Here is a 17,546-nt window from a genome sequence, read left to right on the forward strand (position 1 = left end):
TGAGTTTTGACGATTACGATAAAAGAACCGTAGTTTTTAGAGCGAAAGCTGGCTCAGTCTTGATCTTCTTTGCCTACTTTCTTGTATCAAGACAAGAAAGTGGGTCAGGGTTTAAGGGATGAAATCCCTTTTGGGAAAATGTTTAGGACACTATTGATTATTAGAGATTAAATCAATTCCCCTACCGACCATACCCCGGATCTGCTAAATACTTTCCGCTGCTACATGCACCGGAAGCCAGTCGATCCACAAGGCAGTTTTTAGTGTATTTAGAATGCCCTTTAATCCAATGGATATCTACCTGGTGCTTCTGCAATTCCAGAGCCAGTTTGCGCCATAGATCCTCATTTTTCCGGTTAAGAAAGAACGGGGAAGCCAGCCAGGTATTCAGCCACCCTTTAGTTACAGAGTCAGCCAGATAACGGGAATCGGTATAAAGTTCCACTTTGCAGGGAAATTTCAGCAGGCGCAATGCCTCAATGGCAGCCATCAGTTCCATCCTGCTGCTTGTGGTTCTGAGATAACTCTTTGAACCTTTGAGCGATTTACCTGCTTCGCTAATGAGGTAATAGCCTATGCCACCTCTACCCGGATTGCCTTTTCAGGCTCCGTCAGTAAAAATTACGACCTTTTGCATGGTATTTATCTAAAGGAGGTTATTCTATACCCAGGTATTGAACGATCGCCTCTGCAACAAGAAGTTTTACAGGCTTACCGCTCTCAATCTTTTTAAGATTAAGGGCTTTCTTGAGCTCTTTACTTACCTGAACAACATCATTGCCCGGCCCGTCAGCATAGTATTTCTGTAAATGAGGAGCGCACTCCGTTCTCCTTCTGCCGGAACCTTTTTTGTTTTCCCGCTGGATGTTTTCAAGATGCGATTCCGACTGTTTCCGGATCTGGTTTACTACAGACTCATCGGAGAGTTTATCAAAGATAGATTTTGCCATGATTAAAGGAGGTTGATGATTTGATCCAAAAATAGTCTTAACTCATTTTTGATTTTGGCAGGAGTAGAGGAGGAGGTAAGCAAACTCTCGCTACTGCGAATGGCCCGCTCATAGAAGACAGAGCGTGATAAATTACGACCCAGAACAGGTAGCTTGTTTTGCTCCAGTAATCGTTCCATTTGCCGGATCTCTTTGCGTCCATGCAAATCATTGAAAAACCAGGCAACATTGGGATTTAATCCGAATTCCTTTTGTCTAATCTGACTCACTTCAGCCACTACCGATGAGAAATCAAGCAGATTCAATGCATCAAAGTCATGGACTTTGAGAGGGAGCAGCATCACATCCACAAAAAACAAGAACTCGGTAATTTCTTTGCGGCTTCCGTCAGGAGTATGCAGAAAGCCTGGCATATCAATAATAATTATATCGAAATCGCTGTTCAATCCCTTTACCTTTTCGTATATTTCAGGCAGGGAAGCCGGAATAACCGAAAAAGGAAGGTTTTCCTGAATCGATGCGTTCTTGAAGAGACTAAGCTGGAGGTCTGCATCAACAATGCAGACCTTCCTGCTGTAGTCATTGGCCAGTGAACAGGCCGTAATCCAACTGAGGGTGCTTTTCCCTACGCCACCCTTGGTGGACACATAAGAGAGTGTTGTCATTTTGTTTAAATTTTTAAGTTATCGCCAATCCAAACTTAAAAACTTAAAAACCTGTAACCAAAAATTTGTGTGATACAAGTGTGATACACATGCTTTTTTTATATCTGATAATCAATTGATAAGTAAAAAAATATTCGGGCTGGTACCCCGACTTTTCAGAAACCATCTGAAAGCAAAAGTCTGTAAATCGTATGATTTTCAGGCTTTTTTGTTTTTTATAAATCAATTCAATTTAGTTTATTTCAATAAAAATGAGAACAAAACGGTGAGTCAATTATTTTTTTATTTTTGACTCACCAGATTGCTACAAATCTTATGAACAAAGGCTTTCAGCGTTTTCAATCTCATTTGTCTTGAATCGAATCAGGTGTTTTTGGTGAACAAAACGGTGAGTCATCATCAGAACCAGGTCAATTCATTTCATCCGTATAAAATTTATTAATTAAGGTCGGATGGAACTCGCATGCAAGAATTTATACATGTTCTTTTGAGGCAATCATTGCCATGCTCGTTTCATTTGAATAAAAAATCTCATTATGGCCTTATAGAACCCGCATGCAGGAACTTATAATGTTCTTTTTGGCAATTATTGCCATGCTCATTTCAAATCAAAATAATTAGTTTGTGGAAAAATGTTAATTTTCATTGGAAAAAGAAAACAAAAAAGTTAGTTTTACGGTAACCAAAAAACTAAAACAAATTGGAGTCCCAACCCCACATAAGGATTAAAGAAAATCTGATATTCCTCTCCATTACAGGAAGGGGAAAACTGAATTCAATATAGGAAGGTGTATAATATATGCTAAATAGGTATGTATTGTGCACCTTTCGTTTTGATAAAAGATCCATAAACACAATTGTCGTTTATGGATGCATAACATCAATGACGCTATAGATGCGTTGTGCGTCATATTAGAGAAATGAGAAATATAGTAACATTAATATTAGTCGTATTCATAATAAGCTTGACCAATTGTACATCAAATTCGGGAAAGAATGAAAGTCTTATTTCTGAAAAATTCTACAAAAAACAAAAAGATTCGTTTTTAAAAAGCGACTTGACAAAGTTTGACTATAACCCCAGAACCAATTTTACTTATGGTAATATTGACAGTTCAAATTATTATAGAGTATTAATTTTTAGAGACTCGTCAATAAGGATTTTCGGAACAGATGTTTTTAGTGAATTATTTAATGTTCCAATTAACGACTTCTCTGAAAGAGATGTAATTGTATCAAAATCTGAGACGAATTATATGCTCACCGACCCGTATGATGACAAAAAAGTTAAAATAATTAAAAATACTACTGATTCTAATGTTGTAGACTATTTCTTAGACCTTGAGAAATTAATCTTGAAATATCAAATACTCGAAATTGACAAACATTCTCAAGTGAATACACTGAAAATTGTATTCTCAGATAATGACTACTTGATTTATAAACCAGACTCTTTAGTTTTTAAAAGTTCAAATAAAGAATACATGAAATACTTATTTGAAAATGGAAAAGAAATTGATAAAAACTGGATTCATTTTACAGATAAGACAAATATAGATTATTATTAAAAATAAAAATACGAACGCACAACAATGTATATAAAAAATAGGCGGGATAGTAGTAAATTCAAGGGTTGTAGCTCGCTTCAACTTTTGTGTAATTTGAAAGGAAAGTGCTACGAAGTCGCCTACTTTTCATATACTTAACGTTGTTGCGACACGAAGTCGCTCTATATAATTGTTTTACAAGGCAATGGCCTTGATAAAACTTATTGTTCTTCCAATAGTATCCTACCGGGACAACGGATGTATGGTGCAGCCATTATCGGTTGAAGCTCCCGGGATAAGTGTACCAATCGCCCGGATTGTATATCCCATGGCGAGGCAGGAAGCCGTGAGGCGGACTGTTTTCGGGGTCTTAGACCGATTAAGGGCATGGATGCGTGGGTATGGTCAAAGTACATAAACATTCCGAAACTGTCGTAAAGGCGTAAGAGCGAAAACTAAGACTGATACGCTCCCTACCAAAATGGTAAGCTGACAAGTTATGAGCGTTTAACGCAGCTCATACGAAGATGTTGTTCAGCCGGCAGACAGGATGGGCCTAAACCCACAGATGCTTGTTATTAGAGCGGAACGTGGAAGCCCGGCGCTCTCTCCCACCTGTTTCGGGTAAACAAACGGGATAAAACCATAACCGTAAGGCATTGGGAAACGTCGGACAGAGAGGTTGAAACAAGCGAAGGCCGGTTTGTAATGAGTCGGATAGTGGTTGAAACATCATCACGGGGCGAAAGCCCGCTGACCTTCAACTGGTGCTTTATGGCAAGAAGCTTTACAGAACCTGTTAATGAAAGAATGCAAATGAACGAGGATGCAAATTCATCGTGTGCACTTCCACACCATACAATGGCGCAAAGTCATCCAATCGGTGAACAGGCTGCAAAGACGCATTGCCAAGGCTGTTAAAGAGAAACGTTGGGGCAAAGCAAAAGCCCTGATGCATCTCCTCTCGAAATCATTCTTTGCTAAATTGCTGGCAGTTCTCAGGGTTACCAAAAACAAAGGCGGTAAAACCCCGGGGGTAGATAATCGGGTTTGGCAAACGCCTGACCAGAAGCTACAAGCTGCCAATTCTCTTTTTGTTAGAGGGTATTGTCCCAAGCCACTGCGCAGAGTTTACATTCTTAAAAAGGACGGGAAGAAAAGACCACTCAGCATTCCCACCATGCACGACAGAGCGATGCAAGCGCTTTTCAAAATCGCTCTCGACCCGTTATCCGAAACCTTGGCCGACCGTAACTCATACGGGTTTAGAAACAGGCGTTCGTGCAACGATGCGATTGCTCAATACTTCCTGGCTCTTTGCAGAAAAAACTCAGCACAATGGATATTCGAGGCAGATATTAAAGCGTGTTTCGATAACATCCGCCACGATTGGATTCTAAAGTATATTCCAAGCAACAAGACCATTCTTCGGAAATGGCTTAAGGCAGGATATATCGAGAAAAAACGCTTATTCCCTACAGAGAAAGGTACTCCTCAGGGAGGAATCATTTCTCTCCTGATCATGAACATGGTACTTGACGGATTAGAGAAATTAATCGACAGACAATATCCCAGACGGAAAGGTCACAAAGTCAACTTCATCCGATATGCCGATGATTTTGTTATTACAGCGGCCAACAAAGAAGTTATTACCGAGGAAATCATCCCCTTGGTCGAAAACTTCATGCTGGAAAGAGGGCTTCAGCTCTCCCCCGAGAAATCCAAAATTACGCACATCAATATTGGATTTGACTTTCTCTCCCAGAATGTCCGGAAATTCAACGGAAAACTGGTCATCAGACCGTCTAAACAGTCTGTACAATCTTTCAAGGACAAAATCAGCAAAATGATCAGGCAATATCGCGGAATTCCCGCACATGCCCTGATACGTATCCTCAATCCCGTTATACGGGGTTGGTCGAACTATCACAAAGGCATTTGCGCCAAAAGGACTTTCGCCAAAGTAGGGTCATTCATTTGGGAACAGCTTAAACGATGGGCAAAATACCAACACGCAAACAAAAACCGCTGGTGGATTTTCCATCGTTACTTCCGAGACTTGCATTTTTCCGACAGGTGCATTACCAAAAACAGAACGGCCGTTCACCGGCTATATCGAATCGGTTATGTGCCCATACGGTACCATGCAAAAATCAAGGGAGACGCCAACCCATGCCTGCAAGAGTATGACAAATACTTCTCTGACAGAGCAAAAAGAAGACAAGCATTAGCCAAAGAATGCAGACAAATTACTACTTTTATTGTCAACGACAACAAAAGTAGTAATAACAGCCGGGTCTTCCCTAACCGGGCAGGCCTTAAAAGTGCCTAAGCCGTGTGCCGGGAAACTGGCACGCACGGTTCTTAGGGGGCGTAAGCTACCCGGTTGTTGCATATTAAATTCGCGTAAATTGAGAAGTAAACTGATAATTATATTGATTTTTTTGATTCCTTCCACTTTGACATTTGGTCAGATTACTATAACAGGAAGTATTTTGAGTGAGGAAGACTCTACAAGATTACCTGGAGTCTCAATCATTGAAATTGGAACTTCAAATAGTGTAAAGGCTGATTTAAATGGTGATTATAAAATTATTGTTAGTGATACAGCAAGCTTTTTAGAATTTAGTTTTGTTGGGTTCGTGACAAGAAAAGTTCCTATAAATGGACAAACTGTGATTAACACGTCATTAAAACCATATATAACTTATGAGGCATTTGACCAAAAAATAGGATTTTATCTACAATCAGGAGTAGTTCATACTCCTTTGGGGGCAAGGTTTTATTATAGTACGCCAGTAGTTGGACCTTTATCTGTTGGTTTTCAAGTTGATTATTTGACAAATTTAAAATTAAATCAAAATTTAGCTGCGCGTTTAAGTTTATCCAGATATAAGATTATAATTTCTGACTGGCATATTTATAACTCGATTGATTTAAATTATAGAAAATTGAGTATTTCAAATAAAATTGATTTAGCTTCATATTCAATCGAAAATTATGCAAGAGTTAATAACAATAAGATAATTCTTGGCCTAAGCAAACTGGCTTACTGTCAAGACAATACAAGCAATTCATCCAAGTGTGGATTAATAGCTGGTTATGAAAAAGAGTTTCGAAAATTAAATTATTTGACCTTAACTAGCAAAATGGGGTTTTACAAAAAGACAATCGAATATCACTTGCAAATTGAAGCACCATTCAAAAGATTAAAAACATTCGTTGCTTTCAATAAAATTAATGATTATCAAGAAATAATGTTCGGAATAGGATTTAAAACATATTATTATTATAGATATCAAAAAAATGCTAATAAATATTAATAAATACGCAACACAACAGGCTGTATACGCCATGCGGGCGAGCTTACAGCGTTTTTGGTTGTCGGCTTTAGCAAAATTTGTAACGGGGGATGAGAACGCGTCTCCGAAAATCCCGCACGGCGCATACAGCTAAACGTTGCGACACGAAGTCGCTCTATATAATTGTTTTACAAGTCAATGGCCTTGATAAAATCTATTGTTCTTCCAATAGTATCCTACCGGGACAACGGATGTATGGTTCACCCTGTCAAATAGTATTTGAACAGGGTAAACCATTATCGGTTGAAGCTTCCGGGTAAAGTGTACCAATCGCAGGGATTTTGTATCCTATGGCGAGGCAGGAAACCCCCAACACTTCGTGAAGGGGCAGGCCGTGAGGCAGACTGTCTTCGGGGTCTTAGATCGATTTAGGGTCCCGATATAGAATTTGTAAGATTTTGCCTCAAAAAGCAAAATCAACAAAATTCATATTCGGGATCGTAAAGGCGTAAAGAACCGATGAATTGAGAAAAGCAAATGAACGAGGATTATATCCATCGTGTGCATCTCAAGACCTTGTGTCAGTCGGCTATAAAGAGAAATTGCTAAGGTGACAGTTTATTTTGCCGCCGGGTGTACTCACAAAAGAGTTAGCCTTAAAAGTGCTTGAGCCGTAGTGCCTATGCTGAAGCTTCGGCGTAAGCATATGATGGGAAACTATCACAGCCTGCCCCGATTTTTCATCGGGGTACGGTTCTTAGGGGGGAAAGGAGGATTTTACTCCTCCTGACCTACCCGGTTGTGCTATTTATCAAATCAATGAGAATTTAATGCAAATTTTCAACTTTATTAACATGCAATAAAGTGCAATGGGGATGTATTAATATTTGTTAGAATAAAGGATTCAGATTAACTAATAATTTAAAGTGCATTATGAGTATTAAAAACTATAAATTGTTTAATGTTATTTTGATAATAATAGTATCGATATCTTGTGGGAAAGAAAAAGAACAAATAAAAAACAGTTCGCCAAATTGCTTAATTATTTCACCTTTAGATGGTGATGAAATCAAAGTTGGTGAAAAAGTGAACATATTAGTAGAGGCAACTGATACTGATGGTACAATTACAGAAATTCACTTTTATATAAATGACATTTATATTGGTGTAGATCGTGAATATCCTTACGAATTTATATGGGATACGGCAAGTAGAGATATTGGCCTTTATAGTATCAAAATAAAGGCAATAGATAATCAAGAGGCAGAAGCTATAAATACTATTGTTGTTAGTATTGTTAATGCTCCAATATCTGAATTTACGGCAGAACAAACAGAGATTTTTCGTGAAGGAACAGTACAGTTTGAAGATAAAAGTACTAATAATCCAACAAGTTGGAGTTGGGATTTTGATAATGATGGAATAGTAGATGCAACAACTAAGAATCCAACGCATACATATGTTAAGGCAGGAGTATATGCTGTTTCATTGGAAACGTCAAATGATTTTGGTAAAAATAAAATAATAAAAGAAGAATTTATTAAAGTTAATATAGAATACGGTTCGGTAATTGATTATGAAGGAAATATATACACAACAGTTAAAATTGGTGATCAATGGTGGATGATGGAAAATCTTAGATCAACCAAATATTCTGATGGAACATCAATTCCACATGTATTTGATAACGATGAATGGTTAATGCTATCTGATAATAATAATGATTTTGCTTATTGCTTTTATAATAATGATCCAAGTTTAAACTATGGTGCCTTATATACATATGCAGCAGTAGTTAGGGGTGTGCCATATGATGGGAGTAGCCATGTAAAGGGAATTAGCCCTGATGGATGGCACATTCCAAGTCAGGAAGAATGGTTAGAATTGCAAAATTATCTAGCTGCTAATGGCTATAATTATGACGGCACAATAGGTGAAAATAAAATTAATAAATCTTTAGCTTCGAATCATGGTTGGGTGGAAAGCACTAGCATAGGTGATGCAGGATACAACCAAGAAAACAATAATTCATCTGGTTTTACTGCCTTGCCAAGTGGTTATAAAGGAAATGTAAATGGAAGATCCATAGGTGCTGGTTATACTGCTGGATGGTGGAGTAGTTCTCAACGTGATAGTAAGTGGGCACAACATATTGCAATACATCAGTATTTTTCTGGTTTAGATTGTTATGATGGCAGAAGAAAGGCGGTTGGCTATTCTGTTCGCTGCGTTAAAGACTAGCTGTTGTTTTGTAAAAAAATGAATTGGAGAAATAGTAGACTTCTAATTTTTCAAGTAAAATCACCACACAACAAAGCTATAATACGCCAGCCGTGGCATCCACAGCACATTGAGGGTTTGGTTTTACCCAAACCCATGCTTTCGAGCTGATAAAGTCACAGCTGGTCTGAAAGCCACGGGCCAGGCGCATATAGCCGGGACGGTGTACGCTGAGAGAAACCGCAACATTTAAAAAGAATGCGAAACGGTTTTGCAAGCCGAAATCTTCGGAATAAGGCGAAGGTCTTTGAAATTAGATGATGACTGACAACAGGTGCATGAGATTTAATATTCAATACAAACCATATAGATATAGTTTTAGAACAAGCTAGGTGAACAACTTGATTTAAACTAATAAAATTAATTTATTAGACACCCTAATTTAATATTGACTTATTAAATTCAGTTTTGTACTTTTAAGTGTTAAATTTTTCAATACCAAGCTTTTAAGAATTATCTTTTTTAAAGATTTTGATATGTTTAACACAACTTAAACCTAATGAAACCAAAAACAATTAAAATCAACGACTTTAAGCAATTTCATAAGAATATTCCTGAAATTGTGAGCGAAATCAATCAAAACCAGCGTCTTGGTATTTTAGCCATGACAAATCCTCTCCTCACCCTTAAAGAAATGGGGTATGATATTCCACTCGATGTACAAAAAAAGATTGAACGTATTCTCCGATTTAGCAATCCTGAAATTGGTAAACTGGAAAAACTTGAAAAGGAAATCGAGAAACTTTCTAAAGAGAAAATCGATTTAGACGATCCGAAAGAAGTGGACAACCTGCTATTCAAAAAGATAAAACTTAAAAAACCAAACAATCTTCCTTCCATTGATCTGAATAAAAGAGTTGCAGCCGAATCAGATCCACTTAAAAAATTAAAAGGTTCTGACAAGATTGTCGATTTACTACAAGAATATCAGACAATTGCCTCAGGCAAACCAGCATTTTTGTCGCAACAAGAATTCAATCAATTGAAAACAGGAAAATTAAAAGTACCTGTAACTAAAATAAAATTTATTATACCTGCTAACCACCAACACCAAGAATAGCCATGCCAAACACCAGAGGTTTTGAAGTAGTTGCTGAACTCCATATTACAGCACTTCGAGAAATACTTCAATCAGCTTGGGACAATGGAGGTTCCGGTTCCGAAGGAACGATACCAAGCGAAATTCCTATTCCTGCCGATATAGTAGATTTTGCCGATCCTTTTGAAGTAACGGGAGGGCAAATAAGTATCCATAGGGATGGGTTAGATTTAGAATTGATACCTGCTCAAAACAGGATAAGGGTATTGATGGATACCTTTACTCAAATTGAATTTAAGAATAGCGAGGATGTAGTTGATCCATTAATTATGCTCGAAATGGATGCTGCTATTGGAATATCAACACCAATAGGAAACATACTCGGATCGGATGTTAATATCGGGTTGCTATACGAAAGCCTCACTGCAGCTGATATAACTGTTGATATCCCCAACAATCCTGTTGACGCAATATTTGAAGAATTAGCCCGTGAATATGTTCATATATTATATGAGGAAGAAGCAATACCACACCTTACTCAATTAGAAGGCCAGAGCTGGAGTGGTATTAATTTCGATTGCGATATCATGCTATTTGATGATGAAACAGATAGCTCAAACCGAATTTCCCTAAGTTATTCTGCCGGAGATTCAACTTTTTCAATTGAAATACCAGCATATATTCGAATTACCAATCTTTCTCTTGGCGCCTCGCCCATGGGTGTCAATACAAAAATAAATATTGTTTGCCCATTTGTACATAATGAAGAGAATATACTTTTAAACTTCTCCTCTGCAAGCGTCAGTTCCGGAACAATTACCGCAGGCGACGGCACAGAAGGAATATACTATGAAGCTAACAAATCAGCTGCCTCAGCAATGGGGATTGATCTTGATGGTCTTTTTCATGCACAAATTTCTGCGCAAGGCACAGCCTTAATTAATAACCTTGGTAACCGGAGTGTTTCAGTTCCTTCAGTAAATACAATAGCATCCGTAATAAAAGGCCAGGTTCTGGAAACACTTCATGCACGTCGCTATAACAGCTTATGGACTCCGGACACACCTGAAGGTTCGCCAGTTGAAATCGATTCAGCTGAACCCAAAGTAGTGACCGATGCCCTTGCCATTGCTGTAAATCCGATGAATGGCACAAATATTAATTCGCTTAATAATTTTATTCCTACCGATAATGACCTAGGAATTGCCCTAAATGGCGATTATGTATGCGATCTTATACAAGAAATTGTTGATAGCCCAAGAGATGAAGGTGGTTTTGGAGGTATTCCATCCGACCTTGGAAATATAGAAGGACACAATACCGACTTAAACAGCTTAAGCTGGGAATTAAAAGATGGTGCCATTCATTTTTCAGGTACCGTAAAAGTACATGATGTATTTTGTGGGGCCGATGCCGATGTTGATTTTTGGGTAGATATTGGTTTACGTTGGACACCGCCTGATAGCGATGGACAACAAGTACTTGAACCTTACATAATTGACCAGGAATCTGATATGCCATGGTGGGCCTGGCTACTTGCAGCATTAGGTTTCATTCTAGGTCTGATAACCGGGGTTATTGCTATCGTCATAGCTGCAGTTATCAATAATTTGGTTGAAAGTATTGGTTTACAAGTAATGGAAGATGAAGTAAGCGGTAAGCTTCAAACATTAGGAGCATGGCCACAACAATTACAAGGTATTGGAACCGTTGAATCATTTTTCGATGAGGAAGTTATAATAGATGAAGAAAGCATATTATTTACTGGCTCAGTAACAATAACAGCTACTTATAAAAGTGCACTCAGGTATAAAGCCAATACAGGAGGACCATATAATGTACCTGCAATTGACCCGGTAATGTTTTATGCCGGTGCATATAACCCACAGGCACAATTTAACTGGAAAATAGCTAATGCATTTGATTACTCAGGAAATGAAATCTACCATAGTTTTGAAGATGATGGCATTTACCTGGCAAAAGTTGAAGTTGTTGTTACGCAAACAGGAGGAGCAACCACCAATAATTCTGTAAAAGTAAAGGTATTAAACCGTAAACCAGTTGTTGATGTTGGTGCTGATTTAGTTTGCTATGAAGGAGAAGAACTTAAAATTATTGCAAGCTTTACAGATATTGAATGGAAAGATACGCATAAAGCTTATTGGAATTTTGGCGATAATTCTCCACTCGAAATAGGAGAACTAACTGAAACCAACAATAAGCCCCAGGCTGAAGGCACAGTAATTGGCAAACACCGCTACTGCAACAATGGAATCTATACCATTACTTTACTGGTTATCGATGATAATGGTGGTGTAGGAAAAGATAGTTTATCTTTTAAGGTTAATAATGTTGCACCAAAGGTAAAAATTTACAAACATGTTTATGCCTATAAATGTTCGCCAATAACTTTAGTAGCGTATTTTACTGATCCCGGATGGTGCGATACACATATTGCCAAATGGAATTTTGGTGATGGTACACCTACAATTCCTGCAACCATTAAAGAAGTTCATGCCTCGCCTATGGGATATGGTATTGCCGCTGCAACCAACACTTATAAATGCTTTGGTAAATTTTTTGCCGTTTGTTGTGTTACCGATAGCGACCTGGCTACTACTGAAGCAAGTACAATTGTAGAAGTAATTGATTTAATAAATAAAAATTTCGAAGAGGGTTTTAGGACTAACGATGCCGGAGTTGTTGCCAATGGTTGGAATGCATTTTATCATAGCCTGGATGCAAAAAGGCCACTGATAAATACTGCTTCAGGCAATGCACAATTTGCTCCTGAAGAGTTTATTGTACATGAAGGTCAACGTTCGCAAGTGGTACGACTTACAGAACAAGGTGCAGCCGGAATATTCCAAAATCTTGGTACTAACATAGGATGGGACTACCAGGTAATAATATGGTATCACCTTTCAGAAACCGACAAAGGTGCAAGATGTATGTTGGGAATAGACCCATACGGAAACGAAGATCCTCTTTCTACTAACATTGTATGGAATGAAAGGTATGATCGTTTTAATTGGTATTGTATAACATGCAGGGTTACAGCACTTGCGAATGAAATTTCTATATTTATTAAACTTGTCAATACATCAAAAGTGGCTAAAGTTTATATCGATGATGTAAGATTTTCACCATACCCATGCCCGTTAAAATTAAATAAACCTATTATTGAGCCAGAACCAGAACCAACACAGCTTTGTGTTGATTGGGCCGATGAACAAACCGAAAGGGAAGTTGGAATAGAATATAGTAAAAACAATTTCGATTTTTCAAGTATCGATCCCCAGCAACCTCTGAAAATTGTTTTTTGGGGCCAACCTGTTGGTACTGGCAAATTATGGTTTTCTAATAAAGGAGTTCAGGTTAAACTTCCATATGCATCATTTAAAGTGGAAGTTACTTATGTACTAAATACTAAAAGTATACTGTATTTATATGGCTATAACCAGGATGACGATCTAATTGTTGAAGCCAGAAATGAATACCTCATAGCACCTGAAACAACTACACTTGAAGGAGACGGCATTACCTACCTAAAACTTTTTGGTGGTTTAAATGAAGCTATGATTATCAAAATTTGTATTTACTACAATGCATCTCAACCCATTAAAAAACAAATAATATGACAGAACAAAAAGACATAGCCATTATTCAATGGCCAAAAGAAACATCGGACCTGATCGATAAGTTCAAAGAAGAACCTTGTCCGGTATCACTTCAGTTTGAGAAAACACCTTTAAATGTAAATTTTCTCACCACTGAAAAAGATCCCTTAGATGTGAATATGAAAATGCACCTTATTCCGGATAAGGCTATTCCTGTATGCATAAAAATGTGCGAACCTATTTGCGCTAAAAGTGACTATACATTGAACTTCAAAATTTTCGACAGGCCATTAGGGTCAATCTCAATAAAGGGTACAACCAGGGTTGCAGCATGCGAAAATAAACCTCAACAAATTTGTTTTAATTTCAGTGGAATGAAAGAAAATACAATTATTACTTATCCGCTGGAATATGAGGGTTTTACTTTTACACCACTAGGTAAAGAATTTCGCTTTCGCTATTTAGGCGATCCTCCTGATCTTATTAAATTAGTATTTCCAACACAGGGAGTCGCAATTCACTTCCCATATAGCACAAACCTGGTTCAAATGCAGGTTAATAATTATGCTGGCGAAGAATTAACCTTCTCAGTATTTAACGACGATGTGTTACTTGATGAATTTGTTGAGAACATCAGCAACGAACTAAAAACTATTCGCATCCAGAATGATAACATCAACCGTATTCATATAACAGGGGGCGCTTATGAGGCATCTATTGTTGAAATATGCTATCAGCCTATAAACTAAAACTATAAAAATTTAACGATGGAAAAATCAAAAGGCCAAACAGATTTCAAAACGAAATCCTTCGACATCCTAAGTGAATTTGCCAACTCAACATCAAAAGTTGTACAAAAAGCTGCCGATATTTTAGAAGAAGAAGTTGCAGCCGGGGTAATTGCAGCCAAGCAGGTTGAAGAAATATTCGTTAAAAACAACAAGGCATCAAGCGACCAGAAAGCCCTTATAAACAGGTTCAGAAAAGATGCACATGAATTATTGGATGTAATTGTAAATATCCTTGATGTATCGATAAAATATGGGACTAATTTAACGGATAAGATAATTTCAATGGATTTCAACAATAAAAAAGGTTCTAACAATTCACAAACGCCAGTGTTAGAAATGCCAAATGAAGTTAAACCCGGCGAAAAAGTCTCTGCCGATATGACAATTCGAAACGAAGGAGATAAAAATATTACCAAATTTGATGTTTTTGTTACAGAGCTGATTAATTCAAGTGGCAATAAAATCGCTTCAACTGCAATAAAATTCAAACCTGTAAATATTAACCTTAAACCCAGTGAAACAAAGAAAATCACTATAGAAGTCAATGTGCCCAAAAATACAGCAAAAGGAAGTTATTCGGGGCTGTTACAAGCAAATTCTGAGCTCAAGTTTAAAGCCATATTGCTTGTTAATGTAGTTTAATATGATAACAACTTCCAAATACGATGAGCTAAAGCAGGTATTGGCAAAATACAATAAATTAGCTATTGATTCTGTTTTGTCGTACCTGCCAAATAAAGAGCCCAGAAAATACTTATACGATCTTGTTTCATCTTATCCAAAGCGCCCTGGGAAAGGTTTTAGGCCAGGTTTATGCATTGCAACCTGCAAAGCATTTGGTGGAAATGAAGAAATGGTCTTAAAATCATCCACTGCTATTGAAATGTTTCACAATGCATTTCTGGTTCACGATGATATTGAAGATGAAAGTGAATACCGAAGGGGGAGTGAAACATTAAACAAAAGTTATGGCAATGCTATTGCCGTAAATGTTGGCGATGCATTAAATGTATTAAGCATACGGCCCTTAATGGAGAATTTATTTTCGTTGGGGCCAAATATGACCTGGACAGTATTTACTGAGATTGAACATATGGTACGCCAATCTGTCGAAGGACAAGCCATGGAGCTTGGTTGGATCAAAGAAAATAAAATACTGATTCAAGAAGAAGACTACCTTAGAATGATTTTGAAAAAAACCTGTTGGTATACCATAATCCATCCTATGCGTATAGGCTATTTAACAGCAATAGGTGATACTGAAGATATTGACAAATTCAACCGTTTTGGTTATTATATGGGATCGGCCTTTCAAATTCAGGATGACTTATTAAACCTTGTTGGCGATGTAAAAAAATATGGAAAAGAAATATTAGGCGATATCTGGGAAGGGAAACGGACCCTTATCTTAATACATCTTCTTAACAATTGTAGTGCAACCGAACGTGAAAAAATTAGCCAATTCTTAAACACACCGCGAAAGAATAGAAATGAAGAAGATGTATGTTGGATTTTTGATTTAATGCAGAAATACAAAAGTATAAGTTATGCAACAAAATGTGCGCAAGAACTAGCTGGTGCTGCCCTACGTGAGTATATGAAAATATTTGGGTACCTACCTGATTCGGAAGATAAAACCTTTATTAAAAATATAATTCTTTATATGATTGAAAGAGATTTATGACAATCTGAAACAATTGTTAAAAGTATTGAAATTAGCAATCAACCCTTCGCTGCAAGGCACATTGGCAAAACGTACTAAGCTAACGCTATAATCAAATTTTGCCAAAGAGCCTTTTCGCCCGTCCCGCTCAAACGCTCGTCTGAAAGACAGCGCAAACTTGATAGATAAACAGATTGAGAACATAAACCGCTAGTGCCTAACAAGCGATCATAAAACATTGCGCGGATAGTGCTATATTTGAACGAAATAACACTTAATCAGCGGTTTAATGGGCTGATAAATTTTTGTTTCAAAATGCGCAACGTTTAATACCGCCATCCGTTGGGTCTAATTGTAAACCACATTTAATCAGATGATTGTATGTAAATATCGAGATTGGAGCAATGTTAGCCATAGAAATCTATTAATCTATAATGAACTCTATCTTGCATCTCCGAATGACTTTAATGACCCTTTTGATTGCAGAATTTATCCCAATTTTACGAATCTAAATGAATCTGAAATAGAAGAATATATAGAAAGACTAAAGAAAACAATTTCGAAGGGTAAGTCTACAGGGGATTGCCATTGATTTATAGCAGTCTCCTTTGGAAAAATGAATGATTACATCTGCATCTATGGATAAAGAGCACAGAGGCGTTGTAACCTAATTTGATGTAAGTAAAGAATACGGATTTATTAAAGAAGAGATAACCGGAAAATCTTTCTCTTTCCGATATGAAAGAAATGAACAGATTTTGTGGGTCCGGCAAACCAAAGAGCTGCCCATGGCTTGTCCGCGTAAGGACGATGTGGTAACCTTTCGTTTAAGGTCTTCCGATAACAAAGAACATGACTATCAGGCCTGCCGCCTGACTTTTATTAAGAATCCAACCATTGAGTCCATCAAAGAGAGGATGGATCAGGGAGTTAAATTTTATGGGCGGATAACTTTCAGTAATTCCCGTTATTTTATTAACGATACCAAAACAGGAATAGTCTTTCCGGTAAGGATTCTGGCCAGGGAAAAGGAATTTATCGATTTTGAACAGTTGGACACCAATCCGGTTATGGAGTATATCCTGGAACAAAAGAAATTCCTTCTAAGGTTTTTGCAAGACTAAAGCTCCGGTAGGGGAGATGATGAAAAAAGACAGTTTAAAACCCCAAAGCCATGTGCTTCCGTACCAAAAACAACAAAACCTTCAAGCAGCTTGAAGATCGTTTCAAAGCCAGGTTTCTGACGCCGGAATGGTACACTCCGGAAATTTCTAATGCTTTTGCTTTTGCAGGGCTCTTGAACACCTGGACAAATAAAAACACGCTAGAAACCCTGAATGCCTACACCATCACCACAACCGCTGCCAATGAGCTGATGAGTGAAATTCACAATACTAAAAAACGGATGCCGGTAATGCTGAGTCCGGAAGCAGAGAATGATTGGTTGAAAGGGGGTGGAGAGTTTATTATGCAAAATGATCTGATACAGGCCGTTCCTTCAGAGTAGAAAAGTTTTTTTGAAAAGATTTGTACACCTGAATTTACAGGCTTATTTTTGCCCTCGGGTTAGGGTTAAGGTCAAAGGTCTGTCGGAATGCCGGCAGACTTTTCTTGTATAAATATCCTCTTAGTACATGACAAAACAGTTAAATAATTGAAAATCAATAAAATAACAGTCTAAAAATTTGG

General features: G+C 37.6%; 14 protein-coding genes and 1 pseudogene. 12 read left to right on the forward strand and 3 right to left on the reverse strand.

Annotated elements, in window-relative coordinates:
• Positions 1-181: 181 nt before the first annotated feature.
• The 3 genes and pseudogenes from W7W_RS22190 to W7W_RS0112495 form a co-directional block, all read right to left on the reverse strand.
• Positions 182-586, reverse strand: a pseudogene (locus tag W7W_RS22190) (RNase H family protein); the annotation flags it as partial.
• A 70-nt stretch (positions 587-656) separates the two neighbouring features.
• Positions 657-950 (reverse strand): hypothetical protein, encoded by a 294-nt coding sequence (locus W7W_RS0112490; RefSeq protein WP_010664077.1) that lies wholly within the window; start codon positions 948-950, stop codon positions 657-659.
• A 2-nt stretch (positions 951-952) separates the two neighbouring features.
• Entirely contained in the window at positions 953-1,615 is a 663-nt protein-coding gene (locus W7W_RS0112495; protein WP_010664078.1) for a ParA family protein, read from the reverse strand.
• A gap of 920 nt (positions 1,616-2,535) precedes the next feature.
• On the opposite strand from W7W_RS0112495, the gene W7W_RS0112505 reads away from it, so the two are divergent.
• The 12 genes from W7W_RS0112505 (at position 2,536) to W7W_RS0112560 (ending at position 17,364) form a co-directional block, all read left to right on the forward strand.
• The gene (locus tag W7W_RS0112505) at positions 2,536-3,183 is read left to right on the forward strand and encodes a hypothetical protein (RefSeq protein ID WP_148660978.1); all 648 of its coding nucleotides are present in this window, start codon (positions 2,536-2,538) and stop codon (positions 3,181-3,183) included.
• Between the two features lie 184 nt (positions 3,184-3,367).
• Entirely contained in the window at positions 3,368-3,580 is a 213-nt protein-coding gene (locus W7W_RS23525) for a hypothetical protein (protein ID WP_148660979.1), read from the forward strand.
• Positions 3,581-3,988: 408 nt separating this feature from the next.
• The gene (gene ltrA / locus W7W_RS0112510) at positions 3,989-5,494 is read left to right on the forward strand and encodes a group II intron reverse transcriptase/maturase (RefSeq protein WP_010664081.1); all 1,506 of its coding nucleotides are present in this window, start codon (positions 3,989-3,991) and stop codon (positions 5,492-5,494) included.
• Between the two features lie 79 nt (positions 5,495-5,573).
• A complete protein-coding gene (locus tag W7W_RS0112515) occupies positions 5,574-6,485 on the forward strand; it encodes a carboxypeptidase-like regulatory domain-containing protein (RefSeq protein WP_029510595.1) in 912 nt (303 codons plus the stop codon).
• Positions 6,486-7,397: 912 nt separating this feature from the next.
• The gene (locus W7W_RS22935) at positions 7,398-8,705 is read left to right on the forward strand and encodes an FISUMP domain-containing protein (RefSeq protein WP_010664083.1); all 1,308 of its coding nucleotides are present in this window, start codon (positions 7,398-7,400) and stop codon (positions 8,703-8,705) included.
• Positions 8,706-9,243: 538 nt separating this feature from the next.
• Positions 9,244-9,804, forward strand: coding sequence for a hypothetical protein (locus tag W7W_RS0112530; protein WP_010664084.1), 561 nt, complete (start codon positions 9,244-9,246; stop codon positions 9,802-9,804).
• A gap of 2 nt (positions 9,805-9,806) precedes the next feature.
• Positions 9,807-13,424, forward strand: a complete 3,618-nt coding sequence (locus W7W_RS0112535) for a PKD domain-containing protein (RefSeq protein ID WP_010664085.1) — start codon at positions 9,807-9,809, stop codon at positions 13,422-13,424.
• Positions 13,421-14,152 (forward strand): hypothetical protein, encoded by a 732-nt coding sequence (locus tag W7W_RS0112540; RefSeq protein WP_010664086.1) that lies wholly within the window; start codon positions 13,421-13,423, stop codon positions 14,150-14,152. The genes W7W_RS0112535 and W7W_RS0112540 overlap by 4 nt, the downstream gene beginning before the upstream one ends.
• 18 nt (positions 14,153-14,170) lie before the next feature.
• Positions 14,171-14,836, forward strand: coding sequence for a hypothetical protein (locus tag W7W_RS0112545; RefSeq protein WP_010664087.1), 666 nt, complete (start codon positions 14,171-14,173; stop codon positions 14,834-14,836).
• A gap of 1 nt (position 14,837) precedes the next feature.
• Positions 14,838-15,878, forward strand: a complete 1,041-nt coding sequence (locus tag W7W_RS0112550) for a polyprenyl synthetase family protein (RefSeq protein ID WP_010664088.1) — start codon at positions 14,838-14,840, stop codon at positions 15,876-15,878.
• A gap of 767 nt (positions 15,879-16,645) precedes the next feature.
• A complete protein-coding gene (locus tag W7W_RS0112555; RefSeq protein WP_029510596.1) occupies positions 16,646-16,981 on the forward strand; it encodes a hypothetical protein in 336 nt (111 codons plus the stop codon).
• 50 nt (positions 16,982-17,031) lie between these two features.
• The gene (locus W7W_RS0112560; RefSeq protein WP_010664090.1) at positions 17,032-17,364 is read left to right on the forward strand and encodes an SOS response-associated peptidase family protein; all 333 of its coding nucleotides are present in this window, start codon (positions 17,032-17,034) and stop codon (positions 17,362-17,364) included.
• The last annotated feature ends 182 nt before the right edge of the window (positions 17,365-17,546 follow it).

The sequence above is a fragment of the Marinilabilia salmonicolor JCM 21150 genome, from assembly GCF_000259075.1.
Taxonomy (GTDB): domain Bacteria; phylum Bacteroidota; class Bacteroidia; order Bacteroidales; family Marinilabiliaceae; genus Marinilabilia; species Marinilabilia salmonicolor.

Bases quoted from the DNA above. Each gene is read 5' to 3' on its own strand.
- W7W_RS0112490 (WP_010664077.1), bottom strand. From the start codon at position 950: ATGGCAAAATCTATCTTTGATAAACTCTCCGATGAGTCTGTAGTAAAC.
- W7W_RS0112495 (WP_010664078.1), bottom strand. From the start codon at position 1,615: ATGACAACACTCTCTTATGTGTCCACCAAGGGTGGCGTAGGGAAAAGC.
- W7W_RS0112505 (WP_148660978.1), top strand. From the start codon at position 2,536: ATGAGAAATATAGTAACATTAATATTAGTCGTATTCATAATAAGCTTG.
- W7W_RS23525 (WP_148660979.1), top strand. From the start codon at position 3,368: ATGGCCTTGATAAAACTTATTGTTCTTCCAATAGTATCCTACCGGGAC.
- ltrA (WP_010664081.1), top strand. From the start codon at position 3,989: ATGCAAATTCATCGTGTGCACTTCCACACCATACAATGGCGCAAAGTC.
- W7W_RS22935 (WP_010664083.1), top strand. From the start codon at position 7,398: ATGAGTATTAAAAACTATAAATTGTTTAATGTTATTTTGATAATAATA.
- W7W_RS0112530 (WP_010664084.1), top strand. From the start codon at position 9,244: ATGAAACCAAAAACAATTAAAATCAACGACTTTAAGCAATTTCATAAG.
- W7W_RS0112535 (WP_010664085.1), top strand. From the start codon at position 9,807: ATGCCAAACACCAGAGGTTTTGAAGTAGTTGCTGAACTCCATATTACA.
- W7W_RS0112540 (WP_010664086.1), top strand. From the start codon at position 13,421: ATGACAGAACAAAAAGACATAGCCATTATTCAATGGCCAAAAGAAACA.
- W7W_RS0112545 (WP_010664087.1), top strand. From the start codon at position 14,171: ATGGAAAAATCAAAAGGCCAAACAGATTTCAAAACGAAATCCTTCGAC.
- W7W_RS0112550 (WP_010664088.1), top strand. From the start codon at position 14,838: ATGATAACAACTTCCAAATACGATGAGCTAAAGCAGGTATTGGCAAAA.
- W7W_RS0112555 (WP_029510596.1), top strand. From the start codon at position 16,646: ATGGCTTGTCCGCGTAAGGACGATGTGGTAACCTTTCGTTTAAGGTCT.
- W7W_RS0112560 (WP_010664090.1), top strand. From the start codon at position 17,032: ATGTGCTTCCGTACCAAAAACAACAAAACCTTCAAGCAGCTTGAAGAT.